14 protein-coding genes and 1 pseudogene are annotated in these 18,167 nt (G+C 58.7%); 8 read left to right on the top strand and 7 right to left on the bottom strand.

Features of this window, described 5'->3' with window-relative positions:
• Nucleotides 1-55: 55 nt before the first annotated feature.
• Nucleotides 56-958, bottom strand: a complete 903-nt coding sequence (locus L9059_RS09515; RefSeq protein ID WP_247290320.1) for a LysR family transcriptional regulator — start codon at nucleotides 956-958, stop codon at nucleotides 56-58.
• Between the two features lie 108 nt (nucleotides 959-1,066).
• Here L9059_RS09515 and speB point away from each other — a divergent pair, with 108 nt between their 5' ends.
• The 4 genes from speB to L9059_RS09495 all read left to right on the top strand — a co-directional run bounded on the left by speB (nucleotide 1,067) and on the right by L9059_RS09495 (nucleotide 4,484).
• Nucleotides 1,067-2,032, top strand: a complete 966-nt coding sequence (gene speB, locus L9059_RS09510) for an agmatinase (RefSeq protein WP_247290317.1) — start codon at nucleotides 1,067-1,069, stop codon at nucleotides 2,030-2,032.
• 144 nt (nucleotides 2,033-2,176) lie between these two features.
• Nucleotides 2,177-3,295: a cell division protein ZapE gene (gene zapE, locus L9059_RS09505; protein ID WP_247290316.1), complete on the top strand. Its 1,119-nt coding sequence runs from the start codon at nucleotides 2,177-2,179 to the stop codon at nucleotides 3,293-3,295.
• Between the two features lie 18 nt (nucleotides 3,296-3,313).
• Nucleotides 3,314-3,895: a DinB family protein gene (locus L9059_RS09500; RefSeq protein ID WP_247290313.1), complete on the top strand. Its 582-nt coding sequence runs from the start codon at nucleotides 3,314-3,316 to the stop codon at nucleotides 3,893-3,895.
• Between the two features lie 97 nt (nucleotides 3,896-3,992).
• Entirely contained in the window at nucleotides 3,993-4,484 is a 492-nt protein-coding gene (locus L9059_RS09495) for a GNAT family N-acetyltransferase (RefSeq protein ID WP_247290311.1), read from the top strand.
• A 207-nt stretch (nucleotides 4,485-4,691) separates the two neighbouring features.
• Here L9059_RS09495 and L9059_RS09490 read toward each other — a convergent pair.
• The 3 genes and pseudogenes from L9059_RS09490 to L9059_RS09480 all read right to left on the bottom strand — a co-directional run bounded on the left by L9059_RS09490 (nucleotide 4,692) and on the right by L9059_RS09480 (nucleotide 9,231).
• Nucleotides 4,692-6,932: pseudogene (locus L9059_RS09490) on the bottom strand (TonB-dependent siderophore receptor).
• Nucleotides 6,933-7,047: 115 nt separating this feature from the next.
• Complete coding sequence (locus L9059_RS09485) at nucleotides 7,048-8,781, bottom strand: phosphoethanolamine transferase CptA (protein WP_247290309.1); 1,734 nt, start codon at nucleotides 8,779-8,781, stop codon at nucleotides 7,048-7,050.
• Between the two features lie 261 nt (nucleotides 8,782-9,042).
• Nucleotides 9,043-9,231: a DUF6026 family protein gene (locus tag L9059_RS09480; protein ID WP_247290307.1), complete on the bottom strand. Its 189-nt coding sequence runs from the start codon at nucleotides 9,229-9,231 to the stop codon at nucleotides 9,043-9,045.
• Nucleotides 9,232-9,504: 273 nt separating this feature from the next.
• On the opposite strand from L9059_RS09480, the gene gnd reads away from it, so the two are divergent.
• From gnd to L9059_RS09465, 3 genes are read left to right on the top strand one after another with little or no spacing between them, the layout of a single operon-like run.
• A complete protein-coding gene (gnd, locus tag L9059_RS09475) occupies nucleotides 9,505-10,485 on the top strand; it encodes a phosphogluconate dehydrogenase (NAD(+)-dependent, decarboxylating) (RefSeq protein WP_247290305.1) in 981 nt (326 codons plus the stop codon).
• Nucleotides 10,482-12,005 (top strand): glucose-6-phosphate dehydrogenase, encoded by a 1,524-nt coding sequence (gene zwf / locus L9059_RS09470; protein WP_247290303.1) that lies wholly within the window; start codon nucleotides 10,482-10,484, stop codon nucleotides 12,003-12,005. Before gnd ends, zwf begins: the two co-directional genes overlap by 4 nt.
• Nucleotides 12,002-12,832, top strand: a complete 831-nt coding sequence (locus L9059_RS09465; RefSeq protein WP_247290301.1) for an HAD family hydrolase — start codon at nucleotides 12,002-12,004, stop codon at nucleotides 12,830-12,832. Before zwf ends, L9059_RS09465 begins: the two co-directional genes overlap by 4 nt.
• A 105-nt stretch (nucleotides 12,833-12,937) precedes the next feature.
• On the opposite strand, the gene nhaB is transcribed toward L9059_RS09465, so the two are convergent.
• The 3 genes from nhaB to L9059_RS09450 all read right to left on the bottom strand — a co-directional run bounded on the left by nhaB (nucleotide 12,938) and on the right by L9059_RS09450 (nucleotide 16,457).
• A complete protein-coding gene (gene nhaB / locus L9059_RS09460) occupies nucleotides 12,938-14,440 on the bottom strand; it encodes a sodium/proton antiporter NhaB (RefSeq protein WP_247290299.1) in 1,503 nt (500 codons plus the stop codon).
• Between the two features lie 192 nt (nucleotides 14,441-14,632).
• Entirely contained in the window at nucleotides 14,633-15,922 is a 1,290-nt protein-coding gene (locus L9059_RS09455) for a delta-60 repeat domain-containing protein (RefSeq protein ID WP_247290297.1), read from the bottom strand.
• A 268-nt stretch (nucleotides 15,923-16,190) separates the two neighbouring features.
• Nucleotides 16,191-16,457, bottom strand: a complete 267-nt coding sequence (locus L9059_RS09450) for a hypothetical protein (RefSeq protein WP_247290295.1) — start codon at nucleotides 16,455-16,457, stop codon at nucleotides 16,191-16,193.
• A gap of 344 nt (nucleotides 16,458-16,801) precedes the next feature.
• On the opposite strand from L9059_RS09450, the gene L9059_RS09445 reads away from it, so the two are divergent.
• Nucleotides 16,802-18,127 (top strand): sigma-54 dependent transcriptional regulator, encoded by a 1,326-nt coding sequence (locus L9059_RS09445; protein WP_247290293.1) that lies wholly within the window; start codon nucleotides 16,802-16,804, stop codon nucleotides 18,125-18,127.
• Nucleotides 18,128-18,167 lie beyond the last annotated feature (40 nt).

The following is an 18,167-nucleotide window of genomic DNA, read 5'->3' as shown; positions in this document are numbered from 1 at the left end:
GAGAAACAGTAACCAAGGGTTACAGAAAACCTGCTGCCCCCCAGTGACAGGAACATCAATTCCAGGGCTTGAACGCTGCCAGCAGATCCTCTTCGAACGCCTTTTGCGCATCCCCCGGCAACTGCGCGCGATGGCGGGCGAGCTGAAACGCCACGTCGAAACTCATTCCGTCCTGCTGCACCGCGCGCAACAAGCCTTTGTCCTCCCAGCTTCGGGCGTAGTGGCAGGGTAGATAACCGATGTGCCTGCCCGAAAGAATGAATGCGAGCGTGCCTTCCACTTGCTCTGAGCGCGCCGAACAGCGCGTGCCTAGGAAGGGTTCATCGCTACGCAGGAAACGGTAGGGGTGGTCCACGCGATCACTGGCCTGTAGCGCTTGGTCGACCGGTGCATCGGCACTGAACAATGGATGGCCCGAGGCGCAGTACAGCTGCTGGGCTTCCCTGAACAACTCACGGTAGTCAAACGCGCGTTGCGCCAGGGAGAAGTAGCCGATGGCAAGGTCAAGGCGCTGTTGCAGCAGCAGTCTTTCCATTTCGCCGGGCATCGCACTGATCAGTTCGATGCGCACCGACTCGTCGCGTTCGCGAAAGCGCCGTATCGCCTCCGCCACCCGTTGCAGCACCGATTGATCGAGCGCTTCGGACAACCCGACTCGCACTTCACCAATCAAACGCCCTGCCACGCCATTGGATTGATGGCGGAAGGTTTCGATCGACTCGAACAGGCTGCGTATCGCGCCGAGCAGTTCCTGGCCCTTGGGCGTGACCTTAAATCCGCCCTTGCCACGGCTGCATAACCGATAGCCCAGCCGGGTCTCAAGCTTGGCCATGTGCTGGCTGATGCTCGACTGGCTCAAGCCCAATTCGCCCTGGGCGGCGCTGAAACCACCGCACTCGACCACGCGCACAAACAGACGCAATAGATGCAGGTCGAGGTCGTGGAGTTGGCCAAGCATCAAACATTACTCCTTGATAATGTCAGGACAACAAACTTGATATTTGTCCAATGTATTCGATCGCGCATTCTGGCGTCACTCCGTAGACGTCAAAACAAGGAATACGAGATGGACGCTCCATTGTCGAACGATCAGGCCATGACCCGCGACAGCCTGTACGGCACCGCCGCAGAAAGCACCTACGCCGGTATCACCAGTTTCATGCGTCGTCGCTACAGCCGCGATCTGCGGGGAGTCGACGTGGCAGTCAGCGGGGTGCCGTTCGATACCGCGACCAGCAATCGCCCCGGCGCTCGTTTCGGTCCGCGAGGCATTCGTGCAGCGTCTGCCGGGATCGCCTGGGAACGCCACTGGCCTTGGGCGTTCGATCCATTCGACCATCTGGCGGTGGTCGACTTCGGTGATTGCGCCTTCGACTACGGCGTGCCGCACTCGATACCGCAAAGCATTGAGGCCCACGCAGAGCGTATTCTCGCGGCGGGCAGCGCGATGTTGACCTTCGGTGGAGATCATTTCGTCACCTATCCGCTGCTCAAGGCCCATGCGCGTAAACATGGCCCGCTGTCGCTGATCCATTTCGACGCCCACAGCGACACCTGGCCGGACGAAGAGGGCCAGCGTGTCGACCATGGCACGATGTTCTGGCATGCGGCCCGGGAAGGCCTGGTTGAGCCGTCGCGCTCGGTGCAGATCGGTTTGCGAACGACCAATGACGATGCCATGGGCTTTGCCATACTGGATGCACGCCAGGTACACCGACGCGGTTGCGAGTCGATTGTCGAGGCCATCCGCGCCCGGGTGGGGGATAACCCGGTGTACCTGACGTTCGATATCGACTGCCTGGACCCGGCATTCGCACCTGGCACCGGCACCCCCGTATGCGGTGGCTTGAGCACGGTTCAGGCGCTGGAAATTCTCGGCGGCTTGCGCGGAATCAACCTGGTGGGGATGGACGTGGTCGAAGTCGCTCCGGCCTACGACAGCGCGGAGATCACTTCACTGGCTGCGGCGACATTGGCGATGGAAATGCTTTGCCTCTATGCGGCCAGGCATAAAGTCGTCGGCGCGTTGTAGGCGCCGACTTGCTCGCGATCGCCGCACCGGGGCACCTCTGACCGCGCGAGTTGCGCCAGCAGACCGAGCCGGGCCGTTTTGCGTCAAGGCATTTTTGTGTTGGCCTGCAGCTAGCGCCTGAGCGCCCATGGCATACTGGCGCGCATGACCATCGACTCGCCGCTCAGCGCCTGGCAGCAGGCTATCGCACAAAACGGCTTCGTTCAGGACGAAGCCCAGGAACACGCCGTGTGGGCCCTGCAGAAATGCTTCGAGGCCTTGCACGAGGATCGCGCGCCCGTGACCGGGGTTTACCTGTGGGGCCCTGTGGGGCGCGGCAAGACCTGGCTGATGGATCAGTTCTATCAGAGCCTGCGAATCCCGGCCCGGCGTCAGCATTTCCATCATTTCATGGGCTGGGTGCACCAACGTTCCTTTCAACTGACCGGTACTGCGGACCCGCTGAAAACCCTGGCCCGGGAACTCGCCGAAGAAGTTCGGGTGCTGTGCTTTGATGAGCTGTTCGTCAATGACATTGGCGACGCGATCATCCTCGGGCGTTTGTTTCAGGTAATGTTCGAGCAGGGCGTGGTCGTGGTGTGCACTTCCAATCTGCCCCCGGACGACCTGTATGCCGACGGTTTCAACCGCGACCGGTTCGTGCCCGCCATCAAGGCGATCAAACAGCATATGCAGGTGATCGCAGTGGATGGCGCTGAAGATCACCGCTTGCACCCCGGTACAGGGCTGCAGCGCTACTGGGTGGCAGAGCCTGGCAAGTCCAGTGCCCTGCACGAAGTGTTCAGGGCTTTGACCCTCGGTCAGTCGATCTCCAGCGAGCCGATCGCGGTCGGTCACCGTCTGCTGAAGGTGGTACAGGCCAGTAAGAGTGTCCTCTGGTGTCGGTACGCCGACCTGTGCGAGCAACCCTTCGCTGCGATGGATTTCATGGTCCTATGCGATACCTTCAAGGCTATTGTATTGAGTGAATTGCCGAACCTCAGTGCGCAAAAGCGTACCGGACGCATTGCCCGGGGCACTGAAGATGGGGTCGTGCGAGTGGCCGCTGGTGACCGCGAGTTACCGCAGTTGTCGGTGCATGATGACGGCGTGCGTCGATTCATCGCGCTGGTCGATGAGTGCTACGACCGCAAGGTGCCGCTGTATCTCGAGGCGCAGGTATCCATGGCTGCGCTTTACACTGAGGGTTATTTGCAATTCCCATTCCGCCGCACATTCAGTCGGCTACAGGAAATGCAGTTGCAACGTTTTGCCGAGGTTTGACAACCGGGAGGCGAGGCCATGTCTCAAACGCTGTCGCATCATCTGCTGACCATGGCTTATCAAAACGCCTGGGCCAATTACCGGCTCGCCAAAGCCTGGGGCCGTCTGAGCCCGGGCGAATTGGCGGCACCACGGGTCAGCTTCTTCCCGAGTCTGACGGCAACGTTGAACCACATTCTGACCTGCGACTGGTTCTATGTGGATGCGCTAGAGCGCGAGTTGCGCAGCGATGATCCGCATCCCGATTGCCAGGTGTTCTTCAGGGGGCATGCCCCCTGTGCGACGACGGCCGAGCTTCAACGTGAACAAGCGCTGGTGGACCGTAGGCTGATCGCCTATTGCGAGCAGATGCGTGATGGCGATCTGGGCAAGATCGTCACCATTGCCCGTGAAACGCCGCAGCATGACAGCCGTTTGCGCATGCTTTCGCACTTGTTCGAACATCAGATTCACCATCGCGGGCAAGTCCATTCAATGCTCAGCGCTACCTCGGTTGAGCCGCCGCAGCTGGACGAGTTTTTCTGCGCGGGGGAGGCCGGTTTACGCGCTGAGGACTTTGCCGAACTGGGGTGGACCGAGGCGTTGATCTGGGGGCATTGAATGGCAACTGCACCTGCACGGCGTTGCAGTCCTTTTGATTTGCGATCACCCTTGGTAGATTCAGCTGCAGCAACTTCACGTGTGATCGAGGATGGAAATGGAATCCGCAGCAATTCTTGTACTACAGGCCAGCTACACCAATGCACTGCATGCCGAGGCCATCAGCGTGGTGTTGAACCACTATGCCGAAGACCCAATGGGTGGCGGGCATGCCCTGCCAGCCGATGTGCTGGAGCAAGTCCCGGGAGAACTGGCCAAGCGGCCAAACGCGTTCAGTGTGCTCGCTTTCGTCGACGGTGAACCGGCCGGTCTGGTCAATTGCTTTGAAGGGTTTTCGACATTTGCCTGCAAGCCGCTGGTCAATGTGCACGACGTCGCCGTGGTGAAGAAATTTCGCGGTTTGGGGTTGAGCCAGAGGATGCTGCAAAAGGTCGAGGATATCGCCCGCCAGCGTGGCTGCTGCAAGATCACCCTGGAGGTCCTGGAGGGCAATGCCGTTGCCCAGGCGTCCTATGGCAAATTCGGATTTGCTGCGGGAATGTTCGATCCGGCCCACGGTCGCATGTTGTTTTGGACAAAGGCGCTGTAAACCTGAATCAGGCGTGGCGGGGGAGCAGGCTCCCGCGACACAGCCTCAAGTTCGTGATTGTTTGTAGTGCTCCGTCATTTGTGCGGTCTGATCTTCCGTACATTTCATGGAGTGCCTCCCATTACAGGTTTCGGGTGCCCTTTCGTCCATGAAGCAATGTCGAAAGGGCAGTATCCGACGATTCCGTTAGTTGAGAATTAACAGCATCTAAATCTTCCAATCCAGGCTCAGGGTCACTGTGCGTGGGTCGCCCCAGTAGTTGCCGTTGTAGAAGCCGACGTTTTCGTAATACTTCTTGTCGAACAGGTTATTCACGTTTAGCGAGGCCGACAGATGCTGGTCGAACGCGTAGCGTGACATCAGGTTGACCAGGGTATAGGCGTCCTGCCGAATGCTCGTACGCTGGGTGATGACATTACCTGCGGCGTTGCGCCCCACCGGCCGACTCGCGGCGCGGTAGATCTCGCTTTGCCAGTTAAGCGCGCCGCCCACGGTCAGCGCATGCCAGTCCCCTGGAAGCTGATAGGCAGTGGACAGGCGGAAGATGTTCAGTGGCGCGGTGGTATTGGTGCGATTCTTTTCACCATTGACCGAGTGGGTATAGGTGTAACCGGCGGTCATGTTCCAGTCGCGCATCACTTCGCCTGACAGTTCGGCTTCGAAACCCCGGACCTTGGTCCCTTTGCCATTGGCCTTGTAGAACTCCTCTCCGGTCACCGGATCCGGTGGCACCGAATCGTCGAGCTCGGCGACGTTATCCTGATCACTCCAGAACAACGCAGTAGCGAGGTTGAGCCGATCCTGAAGCAGGCTGCCCTTGACCCCCAGTTCATAGTTGCTGCCCACCACCGGTTCGAGGTACTTGCGGTTGGCATCGCGATTGGTTTGTGGCTTGAAGATGTCGGTGTAGCTGACGTATGCGGTGTACTGCGGGGTGATGTCGTAGAGCAGACCGGCGTAAGGCGTCCACATGTCGTTGTGTTGCTGTTTGGTCACTTCAGTGCCGCTCAGCACCTCATTGGCGTCATAGCTGTTGGTGGTGCTTGACGATGTCCAGTTGCCGTATCGGCTGCCGAGTACGGCGTGCAACTCGTCAGTCAAGCTCAGGCGGGTCGCAAGATAACCGGCTTTCTGCTCAGTACTGCCGCTTGATCCGGTAAGGCTGGTGACGGTGTCGGTGAATTTGCCAATGTTGCCCATGTACTTCCAGTCCGGCACGTTGGCGTAGTCCGAAACCAGGGGGCCGTCGACGGTGTAGGGATTTTTCTCGCTACGCTCGGCTTCGCCATAACCGATCATCAGTTCATGTTCGCGTCCCAGCAGCATATAAGGGCCGGAGATGTTGAAATCATAGGCTTTCATCTTCTGTGTGCCGATCATGTGGCTGACGTTGGCGATCATGCCGCTACGATCAGGTTCGGGGAAGCCGCCACCGGCGTAGTAGATCTTGCCGTCGGTGTCGCTCTCGCGGTGGGTGTACGCTGCCTTGAGGTGCCAGCCAGCGCCCAGTTGATGGTCCAGATTGGCGAAGGCGGTCTGGTCCTTGATCGGCCAGGAACTCCAGGACGTCGCCATGTTGGTTGAACGGCCGAGGTTGGCTTTGCTGCCGTCGGCATTCCAGTAGGGCACCGTGCCCCAGGAAGTGCCCTGCACGTGTTTATTCTGGTAGTCATAACCCACCGCCAGCGTGGTGTCATCAGTCAGGTCGGCCTCCAGTACACCGTAACCGACTTCCCGTTGCTGCTAGTATTTGTCGCGGAACGAGTCGCTGTCACGGTAAGCCAGCACGCTGCGGCCGCGCAGTCGCCCGTCAAAGGCCAGCGGCCCGCCTACGTCCACGTAACTGTAGTAATTGTCATAGCTGCCGGCGCTGACGCCGGTCTTGGCCTCCCATTGCGCAGTGGGGCGTTTGCGCACCATGTTGATGGTGGCGGATGGATCGCCAGCGCCCGTAGTCAGGCCGGTGGCGCCGCGCACGACTTCGATGCGGTCGTAGATGATTGTGTCGGAGTCGGACTTCATATAACTGAAGGTGTTCAGCATCCCGTCAACCTGGAAGTTGTTGATCGAGTAGCCGCGGGAGGAATAATTGACCCTGTCCGAGTCATTGTGCTGCACCACAATGCCGGTGGTCTGGCGCATGGCTTCGGATAGCGAAGTGAGTTTGAAATCGTCCATTTGCTGGCGCGTGACCACGGAAACCGACTGCGGGGTTTCCTTGATCGACAGGTTCAGGCGAGTAGCGCTGCTCATGGCGCCGGTGGTGTAGGACTGGCTGTTCTCGGTGTTGTTGCCCAGGCCCTGAGCGGTGACGCTGGTGGTGGCCAGCTCAAGGGCGCCGGCGACCGGAGCCTTTTCAGTGGCGGTGTCAGCGAGCACGTATGGGCTGAGTGCAACGCTGCACAGGCCAAGGGTTAAAGTCATGGAACGGGTGATAGGCGCGAACATCGCAGCCGACTCCTTGTCGTTGAGGAAAAATTCCGTTTGCTCAAAGACGAAGGAGGGCGGCGATATTTAGCGGTAAACGATAATTATTATTCTTTTGGCGTTGGCAGCTACGGTGTTAGTGCTGCACAACCTCCACTGATTTGGGTTTCATCAGGCTGAAGTCGATCAACGGCCGCTGCTGTTTTTCATAGGGATTGCCGATCATCAAGGGCCGAGGCTTGAAGCTGTCGCTGACCAGGCTCTTGCTGCGATCCAGCTCATCGAAATTCAAGCCGGCCATGTCCGCCCAAGTGTGGATCAGGTGCGAACTGCTGTAAGGACGGCTCAGGTCGCCAGCAAAGTTCCAGTCATGGGATTCACGCCATTTCGGCGAGGCCCAGGCCATGAATGGGATGGTGTACATCGGCGCGGTCGGCTTGCTTTCGTTACGACCCAAGGTGCTATGGCCCGGCGAGTCGAACACGTCTTCGCCATGGTCGGACAGGTACAGCAGGAAGCCATTCGGGTCCGTCTTCGCGTAGTCCTTGATCAGGCTCGATACCACGAAGTCGTTGTACAGGACCGCGTTGTCGTAACTGTTGTAGGTCGGCACCTGATCGTCACGCACGCCGGCCGGCATGCCCTGGCGGTCCTTGAACTTGTCGAAGGTTGATGGGTAGCGGTACTGGTAGCTCATGTGCGTGCCCAGCAGGTGCACCACGATCAGCTTGCGCGGTGCGGCGTCAGCCAGGGCCTTGTTGAACGGCGCAATGACGTCGCCGTCGTACTGGGCGGCGTTCTGGTTACGATTGTTGTTCAGGTACACCTGTTCGTCGGCCTGCTCTGAGAAGGTCGTCAGCATGGTGTTGCGCTTGGTCATGGTTTGCTGGTTGGTGATCCAGAAGGTCTTGTAGCCTGCCTGTTTCATCATGCTGACCAGCGACGGAGTCGACAGGTAAAGCGCCGGGTTCTCTTCGTCGGCGAATGTCAGCACCTGTTGCAGCGCTTCAATGGTGTAGGGGCGCGGGGTAATGACGTTGTCGAACACCGACAACTGGTCCTTGAGCTTGTCCAGTTCAGGGGTGGTATTGCGCGGATAGCCGTACAGGCTCATGCGTTGGCGGTTGGTCGATTCGCCGATCACCAGTACCAGGGTCGCCGGCTGGTTGGCCGAGGCGTCGCTGAGGTTTTTCAGCGGGGAGATCTTGCTCGCACTGTGCAGCATGTCCTGCATGCCGGCGAGTGTGTCGACGTAGCGGTGATAAGCCACAGCCATCTGCCATGGCACCGCAGGTTCGATGCGGGTTTCGAATTTCTCGAAGCCATCGGTCAGGCTGCCGGTGCGCAGGGTCTGCTTGACCAGCGGATAACCGACCACTGCTATCAGGATTGCCGTTGCCGCCACAAAGGCTCGGCCGCGCGGCAGGTACACCGGACGCAAGCGAGTCCACAAGTAGTAGGCAAACAGCGTGTGGGCAAGAAATGCCGCGACCATCCACCAGGCGAAATATTGGGTCATGTACTCGCCAGCTTCAGAGATGTTCGATTCGAACATAATGAAGATGACGCTCTGGGAAAATTCCTGCTGATAGATGAAGAAGTAGCCCAGGCTGGCCATTGAGCAAGCCCACAGCACCACGCCGATACAAGCGGCGAGCACGCGGGTCTGTCGCGGAAAGACCAGCATGGGCGCGAGCCAGACCGCGCTCATGATGAAGGCCTGGCGAAAGCCGGTGAAGCCCGAGGTACCGGTCAGCTGGATCAGCAGTTGGGTGATGCCGGAGAAGTACCAGAAGAACATAAACAGCCAGGCAAGCCCGGCCCAGTCAAACCCTTTCGCAGTCGTGTTGCTGCGTTTGAACAAAGCCATTCAGCGCTCCAGCCTAAAAAATCATCGACAGTCGCCAGTAGAAACTGGAAGACGAACCGGCGCGGCGCGCATATCGAGCGGCCACAATGGCGCGCGAGTATCCATTAACGGATGTGAAAACTTCGTGAGTTTTAGGAGTGGCCTGGCTCCGTGCGGCGTTCCGCCGAGGGTCGTCAGCGAGAACGCGGGGGATCTGATACCCCGCGGTGCCCTCAGTGTTTTCGCAATCTAGCTCGCTCCTAAAGCGGCGGGCGAGGGGGGTCAGGCGTGGGGGGCGCGTTGTGTCACAGGCAGGGGCTGTGGCTGTGGCGGGTGACCTTGGGTCAGTTGGCGCAATTGCGCCAGCTCCTGCTTGAGCAGGTCGCGTTCTTCTTTGAGCTGGCGCAGTTCATCACGACGAATCGTGACGTAGAGAGTTTGTGCTGGCCGTGCTGCTTGTACTGTGCCCATTGCTCACCTCGCAAATGGTTGTTTCAACTGTGAACCTGCATCCTATGGCAGACGCTAATTCACTATCGGCTGCAATTTTGATTTCTTTTGCCGTCGAAGGGAACTTTTTTATTTTTCATGGTCGGCGTGTCTTCGCGACGATTCCCGACGTTATCAGTCGGGATCGGGCACAATGCACGGAAACTTCATGCCGACCTGTCTGACTAAACTGAACAGGCTGCGTTGGGCTATACCCTTTGACACACATCAATTTGCAGTAAGGAGCATCAGCACATGCAACTCGGGATTATTGGACTGGGCCGCATGGGCGGTAATATTGCGCGGCGCCTGATGCTCAACGGGCATTCCACCGTTGTCTACGACCGCAATACCGCTTTTGTCGACACCCTGGCCGCAGAAGGCGCGAAGGGTGTCATTGACCTGGCGGCCCTCGTGGCAGGCCTGGCCAAGCCGCGTGCCGTCTGGGTCATGCTGCCGGCTGGCGCGCCGACCGAAGACACCATCGACACCCTGAGCACCCTGCTCGAAGTCGGCGACACCATCATCGACGGCGGCAATACCTTCTATAAAGACGACATTCGTCGGGCCAAGAACCTCTCGGAAAAAGGCCTGCATTACATCGACGTGGGTACTTCCGGCGGTGTCTGGGGCCTGGAGCGCGGTTACTGCATGATGATCGGCGGTGAAGCCGAGGTGGTCAGACGCCTGGACCCACTGTTCGAAAGCCTGGCGCCCGGTATCGGTGACATCCCGCGCACCAAGGACCGCAAGTCCGATGACGACCGCGCCGAGCGTGGTTACATTCACGCCGGTCCAGCAGGCTCCGGACACTTCGTGAAAATGATCCACAACGGCATCGAGTACGGAATGATGCAGGCCTTTGCCGAAGGTTTCGACATTCTTAAGACCAAGGCCAGCGAAAACCTGCCTGAAGACCAGCGCTTCGAACTCAACGTCGCCGACATCGCCGAAGTTTGGCGCCGCGGCAGCGTGGTCTCGTCCTGGTTGCTCGACCTGACCGCAGACGCGCTGGCCAGCGATCCGAAACTCGACGGTTACTCCGGCTCTGTGGCCGACAGCGGCGAAGGTCGCTGGACCATCGAAGCGGCCATGGAGCAGTCGGTACCGGTCCCCGTGCTGTCGAACTCGCTGTTCTCCCGCTACCGCTCACGCGGGCAGGGCACATTTGGCGACAAAATTCTTTCGGCACAGCGCTTCGGCTTCGGTGGCCATGTAGAGGCCTCGAAAAAATGACCGGCCTGATCCGCAATAAATCCAAGGCTGAACCGGCACCACCCACTACGCTGTTCCTGTTTGGTGCCCATGGTGACCTGGTCAAGCGCCTGCTAATGCCCGCGCTATACAACCTGAGTCGCGATGGATTGCTGGGCGATGGATTGCGGATCATCGGCGTTGACCACAATGCCATCAGCGACGAAGCCTTTGCACAGAAGCTCGAGGATTTCATCCGAGCGCAAGCAATGAGCAAGGTTGGCAAGGGCGATGACGCCCTTGATCCGGCGTTGTGGGCCACACTCGCCAAAGGTATCAGCTACGTCCAGGGCGACTTTCTGGACGACAGCACCTATTCAGCCCTGGCGGCGAAAATCGCTGACAGCGGCACCGGCAATGCGGTGTTCTACCTGGCCACCGCGCCACGTTTCTTCAGCGAAGTGGTGAGCCGACTAGGCGCCGCGAAGCTGCTCGAAGAAACCCCCGAGGCCTTTCGCCGCGTGGTGATCGAAAAGCCCTTTGGCTCCGACCTGCATACCGCACAAGCCTTGAACGCGTGCCTGCTCAAGGTGATGTCGGAAAACCAGATCTACCGGATCGATCACTACCTGGGCAAGGAAACCGTACAGAACATCCTGATCAGCCGGTTTTCCAACAGCCTGTTCGAAGCCTTCTGGAACAACCACTACATCGACCATGTGCAGATCACCGCAGCCGAGACCGTCGGCGTGGAAACCCGGGGCAGCTTTTACGAGCACACCGGCGCTTTGCGCGACATGGTACCCAACCACCTGTTCCAGCTGTTGGCGATGGTCGCCATGGAACCACCGGCCGCTTTTGGCGCCGACGCGGTCCGCGGCGAGAAGGCCAAGGTCGTCGGTGCAATTCGACCCTGGTCGGTGGAAGAGGCCCGGGCCAACTCAGTACGTGGCCAGTACACGGCTAGCGAAGTCGCCGGCAAGGCATTGCCCGGTTATCGCCAGGAAGGCAACGTAGCGCCCGACAGCACTACCGAAACCTACGTCGCGCTCAAGGTGATGATCGAAAACTGGCGCTGGGTCGGCGTGCCGTTCTATTTGCGCACTGGCAAGCGCATGAGCGTACGGGACACGGAAATCGTCATCTGCTTCAAGCCGGCGCCCTATGCGCAGTTTCGTGACACCGAAGTCGATGAGCTGCAACCGACTTATCTGCGCATCCAGATTCAGCCCAATGAAGGCATGTGGTTTGACCTGTTGGCCAAGCGTCCTGGGCCAGCCCTGAAGATGGCCAATATCGAGCTGGGCTTTGCCTACAAGGACTATTTTCAAATGCAGCCGTCCACCGGCTATGAGACGCTGATCTATGACTGTCTCACTGGCGACCAGACACTGTTCCAGCGCGCCGACAATATCGAGAACGGCTGGCGCGCTGTGCAACCATTCCTCGACGCTTGGCAGCAGGACGCCAGCGTTGAGGGGTATGCCGCCGGTGAAGACGGTCCGCAGGCAGGCGAAGATTTGCTGACTCGCGACGGTCGCGTCTGGCACAGTCTCGGATGAGTAAAATGACGCGAGGGCCGATCCGCTTTCTGCTCAGCGACATGGACGGCACCTTGCTGTTGCCTGACCACAGTCTCAGCCAGCGCACTATTGAGGTCGTTCGTTCCTTGCGCGACGCTGGAGTCCTGTTCAGCCTGGCCACCGGGCGCCCACCCAAAGCCATGGCGCAGCAGATCGAAGCGCTGGGCGTCGACCTGCCAACCGCGGCATTCAACGGTGGCACCTTGGTCAATCCTGACGGCAGCATTCTGGTTGCCCATTACTTGCCCGCGACCGCAGCCCTGACCGCGTTGGCGCTGTTTGCCGATCGCGCCGACGTTGAAATCTGGGTGTTCAGCGCCGGTGACTGGCTGCTCAAGGATCCAGACGGACCGATGGTGCCCAGGGAGCAACATGGGCTGGGTTATCCGCCCGTGGTGGTCGACAGCTTCGAGCCTTACCTGGAGCGCATCGACAAGATCGTCGCCACCAGCAACAACACTGATTTGTTGATCGAACTGGAAGCGCTGTTACTGCCAAAGGTGCAAGGTCAGGCGCAGGTTTCGCGCTCGCAACCGGTTTACCTGGACGTAACGGCAATGCAGGCCAACAAGGGTGCGGCACTGGCGACACTGGCCGATTTCCTCGGCGTGCCACTGGAGCAGACGGCGGCGCTGGGCGATGGCGGCAACGACCCGGCAATGTTTCACCGGGCCGGGTTGTCGATCGCGATGGGTCAGGCGCACGTGGCGGTGAAGCGCCAGGCTAATGTCGTCACGGGCCCCAACACCGAAGACGGCGCAGCCCATGCCATCGAAAAGTACATCCTCCACCCTCAACGCCGCTAATCCTGGCGCGAGCTCACTTCGGGCTGCGTTCCGTTCCGAGCGCTCGGACGAGCGCGGGCCTGGTGTTTTTCGCGAGCGGGCTCGCCCCTGCACGTTTGGTCGGTATTACAACCCGTAACTCACCGCATACCACCCCAGCACTCCCATCACCACCGTGTACGGCAACGCCATCCACACCATCCGTCCATACGACAGGCGTATCAGCGGCGCGATTGCTGAGGTCAGCAGGAACAGGAATGCCGCTTGGCCGTTAGGCGTCGCCACGCTCGGCAGATTGGTGCCGGTATTGATCGCAATCGCCAGGGTTTCGAAATGCTCACGGCTCATATGGCCGGACACAAATGCCTGCTTCACCTCGGTGATGTAAATGGTTGCGACAAAGACGTTATCGCTGATAGCCGACAACAGGCCGTTGGCAATGAACAACATGCCCGGTTGCTGCTCTGCCGGTAGCAGCAGCACCCATTGAATCAACGGCGTGAACAATTGCTGATCGTGGATAACCGCGACGACGGCGAAGAACACCACCAACAACGCGGTGAAGGGCATAGCGTCCTTGAACGCATTGCCAATGCGATGTTCGTCGGTAATGCCGGTGAACGCCGTGATCAGCACAATCACCATCAACCCGATCAGCCCCACCTCCGCCAGATGGAAGGCCAGGCAGCCGATCAGGATCAGCGCTGCCAAGCCCTGGACGATCAGTGCAGCACGCTGGCGTAAAGTGCGCTCGGCGTTATCTTCTGCGGCATAGTTGGCCAGCACGGCGCGAACGTTGTCGGGCAGCAGCGTGCCATAGCCGAACCAGCGCACTTTTTCCAGCAGCACGCAGGTCACCAGGCCAGCCACCAGTACCGGCAACGAAACCGGGGCAACTTTGAGGAAAAACTCGGTGAAGTGCCAACCCATCTCGTGGCCAATCAGCAAGTTTTGCGGCTCGCCCACCAGGGTACAGACGCCTCCAAGCGCAGTGCCAACCGCGCCGTGCATCAACAGGCTGCGCAAGAAGGCGCGAAACTGCTCAAGGTCATCGTGTTGCAGTTGCGGCAGGTGACGGTCGTCGGAGAAGCCACTGTCCTGGCGCGGGTCATTGCCCGAGGCCACTCGGTGGTACACCGAATAGAAGCCCACCGCCACACTGATGATCACGGCGGTCACAGTCAGAGCATCGAGAAAAGCTGATAGAAACGCCGATAAAAAACAGAACATCAGCGCCAGCAATGCTTTGGACCGCACGCCGAGCAGCAGTCGCGAGAACAGGAGCAGCAGCAGGTCTTTCATGAAGTAGATACCGGCCACCATGAACATCAGCAGCAGGATCACCGGAAAGTTGTGCACCAGTTGGTCATACAACGCCTGGGGCGTGGTCAGCTTCAGCAGCAACGCTTCAATTAGCAACAGCCCGCCAGGCATCAGCGGATAGCATTTGAGCGCCATGGCCAGGGTGAAAATGAATTCCAGTACCAGCAGCCAGCCAGCCGCGACAGGGCCGACAGTCCACAACACCAGGGCGTTGAGAATAAGGAAGCAGACGATGCTTGCCTTGTACCAGCGGGGAGACTGCCCGAGAAAGTTGTGCGCGAACGCCTGGGCCATTGAACCGGACATCGGCTACTCCTTGTGTTAAGAAGCGCGCAAGTTGCCGTAAGAGCAGAGGAATATCAAGTGTAGGAAAAGTCTGATCAGGATCAGCCCGTGCGCCTCATCGGTTTTCGCAGGCGCTAGATTGCCAGTGATAGACACAAAAGATAACGCCGGCATTGAGGAAAAACGCAGGCCTTCAATCCAATCGCAAGCAACTCACCCCAGGTAACGCGCCACAATCGCACGGTGATTTCCATCCAGCGAATAACCCCCAACGACTATCGCCCCATCTACTTGTGCGGCCAGCGAAGTCGCAGCGTCCAGGCTGCGCCCTAGCCGAGTGCGGACCCACCCGATGCCATCCCCAAACTGCTGATCCAGCTGGCCGTCGGGCAGATGTCGGGCCAGGATGAAGTCGGCCTCACAACCTCCAATCGTCGCGCCCGCCGCCAGGGTCCGCCCGTCTGGCAAGGCTAGGGCGGCAGTCCATTGGCAGCCGGCCTGGCCGATTTTCAGCAATCCAGGTTGATCGCCGTGGCAATGGCTGTCCGGACGCCCGTTGCTGCGCAACTTCAGTGTCAGGCAGTGCAAGGGCTCTCGGCTGCTGCCTACGCAGAACAGGTCATCATTCTGCTGCTGGACTATATGAGTGATCTGAGTGCTGCGCCCGGCGCAATTGAAACTCATGAAACCGTCGACGGCGAAGGTAGTGTCCAGTTGCCCGTCGGCGTGGTAGCGGGCGAGCAATCCTTCCTCGGGAAAATTGATCGCCCCACCCACGAGGATCCGACCGTCTTGTTGCAGTAACAGGCTGCTGAGCCAGGTGTTCATCAGCAGGTGCCTGACGATCACAAATCCTCGGCCATTGAAGGAGCTGTCCAACGTACCGTCGTGGTTCAGGCGGATGAGCAAGCCGACATGATCGGCAAGCTCGAAATGATGATTAGCCAGCAGCAAGATCCGCCCATCCTCCTGCAGCCGCAGATCACAGGCTTCAACACCCGGAGCGCCGGGCGGAAGCCAGGCGTCACGCATGCCCTCGGAAAGATTGCCGGGTAGGCGCACCACGCAAAGGCCATTCTCGCCGAAGGCCTGGACCAGATGCCCATGGTGGTCAAACAACGCCAGGGCCGGAAGCGTGCGATGGCCGTTCAGATAGTGCAGCCCGGCCAACAGGATATTGCCATCAGGCAGCACTGCAATTTTGCCGGCCATCGCATCGAATCCATACTCGAACTGGCCAATGACACTGCCTCGATCGCCGAAGGACAGGTCGGCAGAACCATCGGCCAGCAGGCGCGCCAGGCCAAAGCGACTACCATCTGCCGTTCCGACTTTAGCGGCGACCAGAATGCGCCCGTGGGAATCGATGACAACGTCATGGGTGATGCTTGAGAGACTGCCGGCGAAATACACCTGGGTCGTTCCCTTGGCGGCAAACGACAGGTCGAGGTGACCGGCTTGGCTGAGTATTGCAGGGGAGGCAAAGGCAACCTGGCTTGACATGCACGCATCTCCTTGCGAGTCGTCGTCCAGAGTGGGTCTGGCGAGCTTCGAAGGAAGATATTCAATCCCTGAATGGTAAAACGTACAACTGGCAGAAATAACAGACGGAGGGTCGCTCTGTGCCAGAAGAGCGTCTTTTTGAACCAGTGGCAAGCATGCCAAGTAATTAATACCTACGCAGTTCTAAAAACGGCGTGGCAGTTCCTTGTTTCGCGTGACTGAGAGGCAGAGGAGGGCGCGGACTACTACAAAGTAATCCGCGTTGATATCAATGTGGCATCGACCATGATTCAAGGTTGTAACCGTCGCGGCTCAGTTCTTCACGGGCCTGTTCAAGCACGCGTTCGAGTTGTGCGGGATCGGTATAGGCACTGCTTGGGATCTGCTTGCGGCCTATGCTGCGTTTGGTGCGGTCGATCACTGTCAGGCTGAGTTCACCGTTGCCATCTTGTAAAGCCCAGGCCACACATTGGAAAGGCTGGAATGCGCGGTCTGCAATCAAAAGAGCTTCGTTGATACGGAGCGGGGCGTTCATGGGGTTCTCTCTCTCTATGCCCAATCAAGTGATCGGCCGACGGTAGGGCTGCCCGTGCGGCTGGTTACTTGTACTGATGTCCGCAACCTGCCAACGGGTCACACTTGAACTGAAGAAATTTCAACTTTCGTTCGTAAACCCGTTCTTCAGCGTGGTTTTGAAAGCTGAATCACAGGTTGAAGTTCGTTAGGTAACTAACCAAGTAGTTTCTTATAACGTATTAGGCAATAGCCATATAGTCAATCGGTACAAGCAACTGTCAATTTCTTGCTAATGTTACAGCCAGGTCCGCCAAATGACTGTTTTTACTAAAATTTCATCGAATTTGGCGCCAAGGAACAGTCATGAATGAAGCGCCCGCCCAACGACGTCTATTAGTGGTTGATCCTTGCGACGATTGCTATCGTTTACTGCCGGGGTTGCGAGCTGTAGGCTGGGATGTTGACAGCTGCACACTGGAAAATGCTGCCGATAAAACCTGTGATGTCGGCCTGTTGCGATTACAACCGTTTCACCTCGAGCGCCCCGAGGCGGTCAAGGAACTGATCAGCCGCAGTGGCACTGAATGGATCGCGGTTCTTAACCAGGAAGTCCTGCGACTGCAGAATGTCGGGGACTTTGTCTGTGAATGGTTTTTCGACTTCCATACCTTGCCGTTTGATGTTTCAAGAGTTCAGGTGACCTTGGGCCGTGCGTTCGGAATGGCCCGTTTGCGCGGCAAAGGCACAGTGCATGTTGACCAGCCAGAACACGAACTGCTCGGCGACAGCAAGCCGATCCGAGAACTTCGCAGGTTGTTGAGCAAGCTCGCGCCTACCGAGTCCCCGGTACTCATTCGCGGCGAAAGCGGCACCGGCAAAGAACTGGTGGCTCGCACCTTGCACCGGCAATCCCAGCGGCACAGCAAGCCCTTCGTTGCTATCAACTGCGGCGCGATTCCCGAGCATCTTATCCAGTCAGAGCTGTTTGGCCACGAGAAGGGCGCATTTACCGGCGCTCATCAACGCAAAGTTGGCCGGATTGAAGCGGCGAATGGTGGCACCCTGTTCCTCGATGAGATAGGTGACCTGCCACTGGAGTTGCAAGCTAATCTGCTGCGCTTTCTGCAGGAAAAGCACATCGAACATGTCGGCGGCAGCCAGCCGATCCCGGTGGATGTACGAGTGCTGGCGGCGACACACGTCGACCTGGAAGCCGCCATCGAGAAGAAACGCTTTCGTGAGGATTTGTACTACCGCCTCAACGTCCTGCAGGTCGTCACCGCGCCACTGCGTGAGCGCCATGGCGACTTATCCATGCTGGCCAATCATTTCTCGCACTTCTATAGCCATGAAACTGGCCGTCGACCGCGCAGCTTCAGCGATGATGCGCTGATTGCCATGGGCAAACACGATTGGCCGGGCAACGTTCGCGAACTGGCCAACCGAGTACGCCGCGGCTTGGTGCTGGCCGAAGGTCGACAGATCGAAGCCCGCGACCTGGGGCTGATCAGCCACCACACAGTCGTTGCACCGATGGGCACGCTGGAGGATTACAAAACCCGCGCTGAGCGCCAGGCACTGTGCGATGTTCTCAACCGTCACAGTGATAATTTGAGCATCGCGGCGAAGGTGCTGGGCATATCAAGACCGACATTTTATCGGTTGCTGCACAAACATCAGATTCGTTAGAGCCTGGGTCAAAAGATCGCAGCCGAGTGCAACGAGGCTG

Source organism: Pseudomonas violetae (genome assembly GCF_023072615.1).
Classification (GTDB): Bacteria; Pseudomonadota; Gammaproteobacteria; order Pseudomonadales; family Pseudomonadaceae; genus Aquipseudomonas; species Aquipseudomonas violetae.
This window is presented reverse-complemented; position numbering and strand designations above follow the sequence as displayed.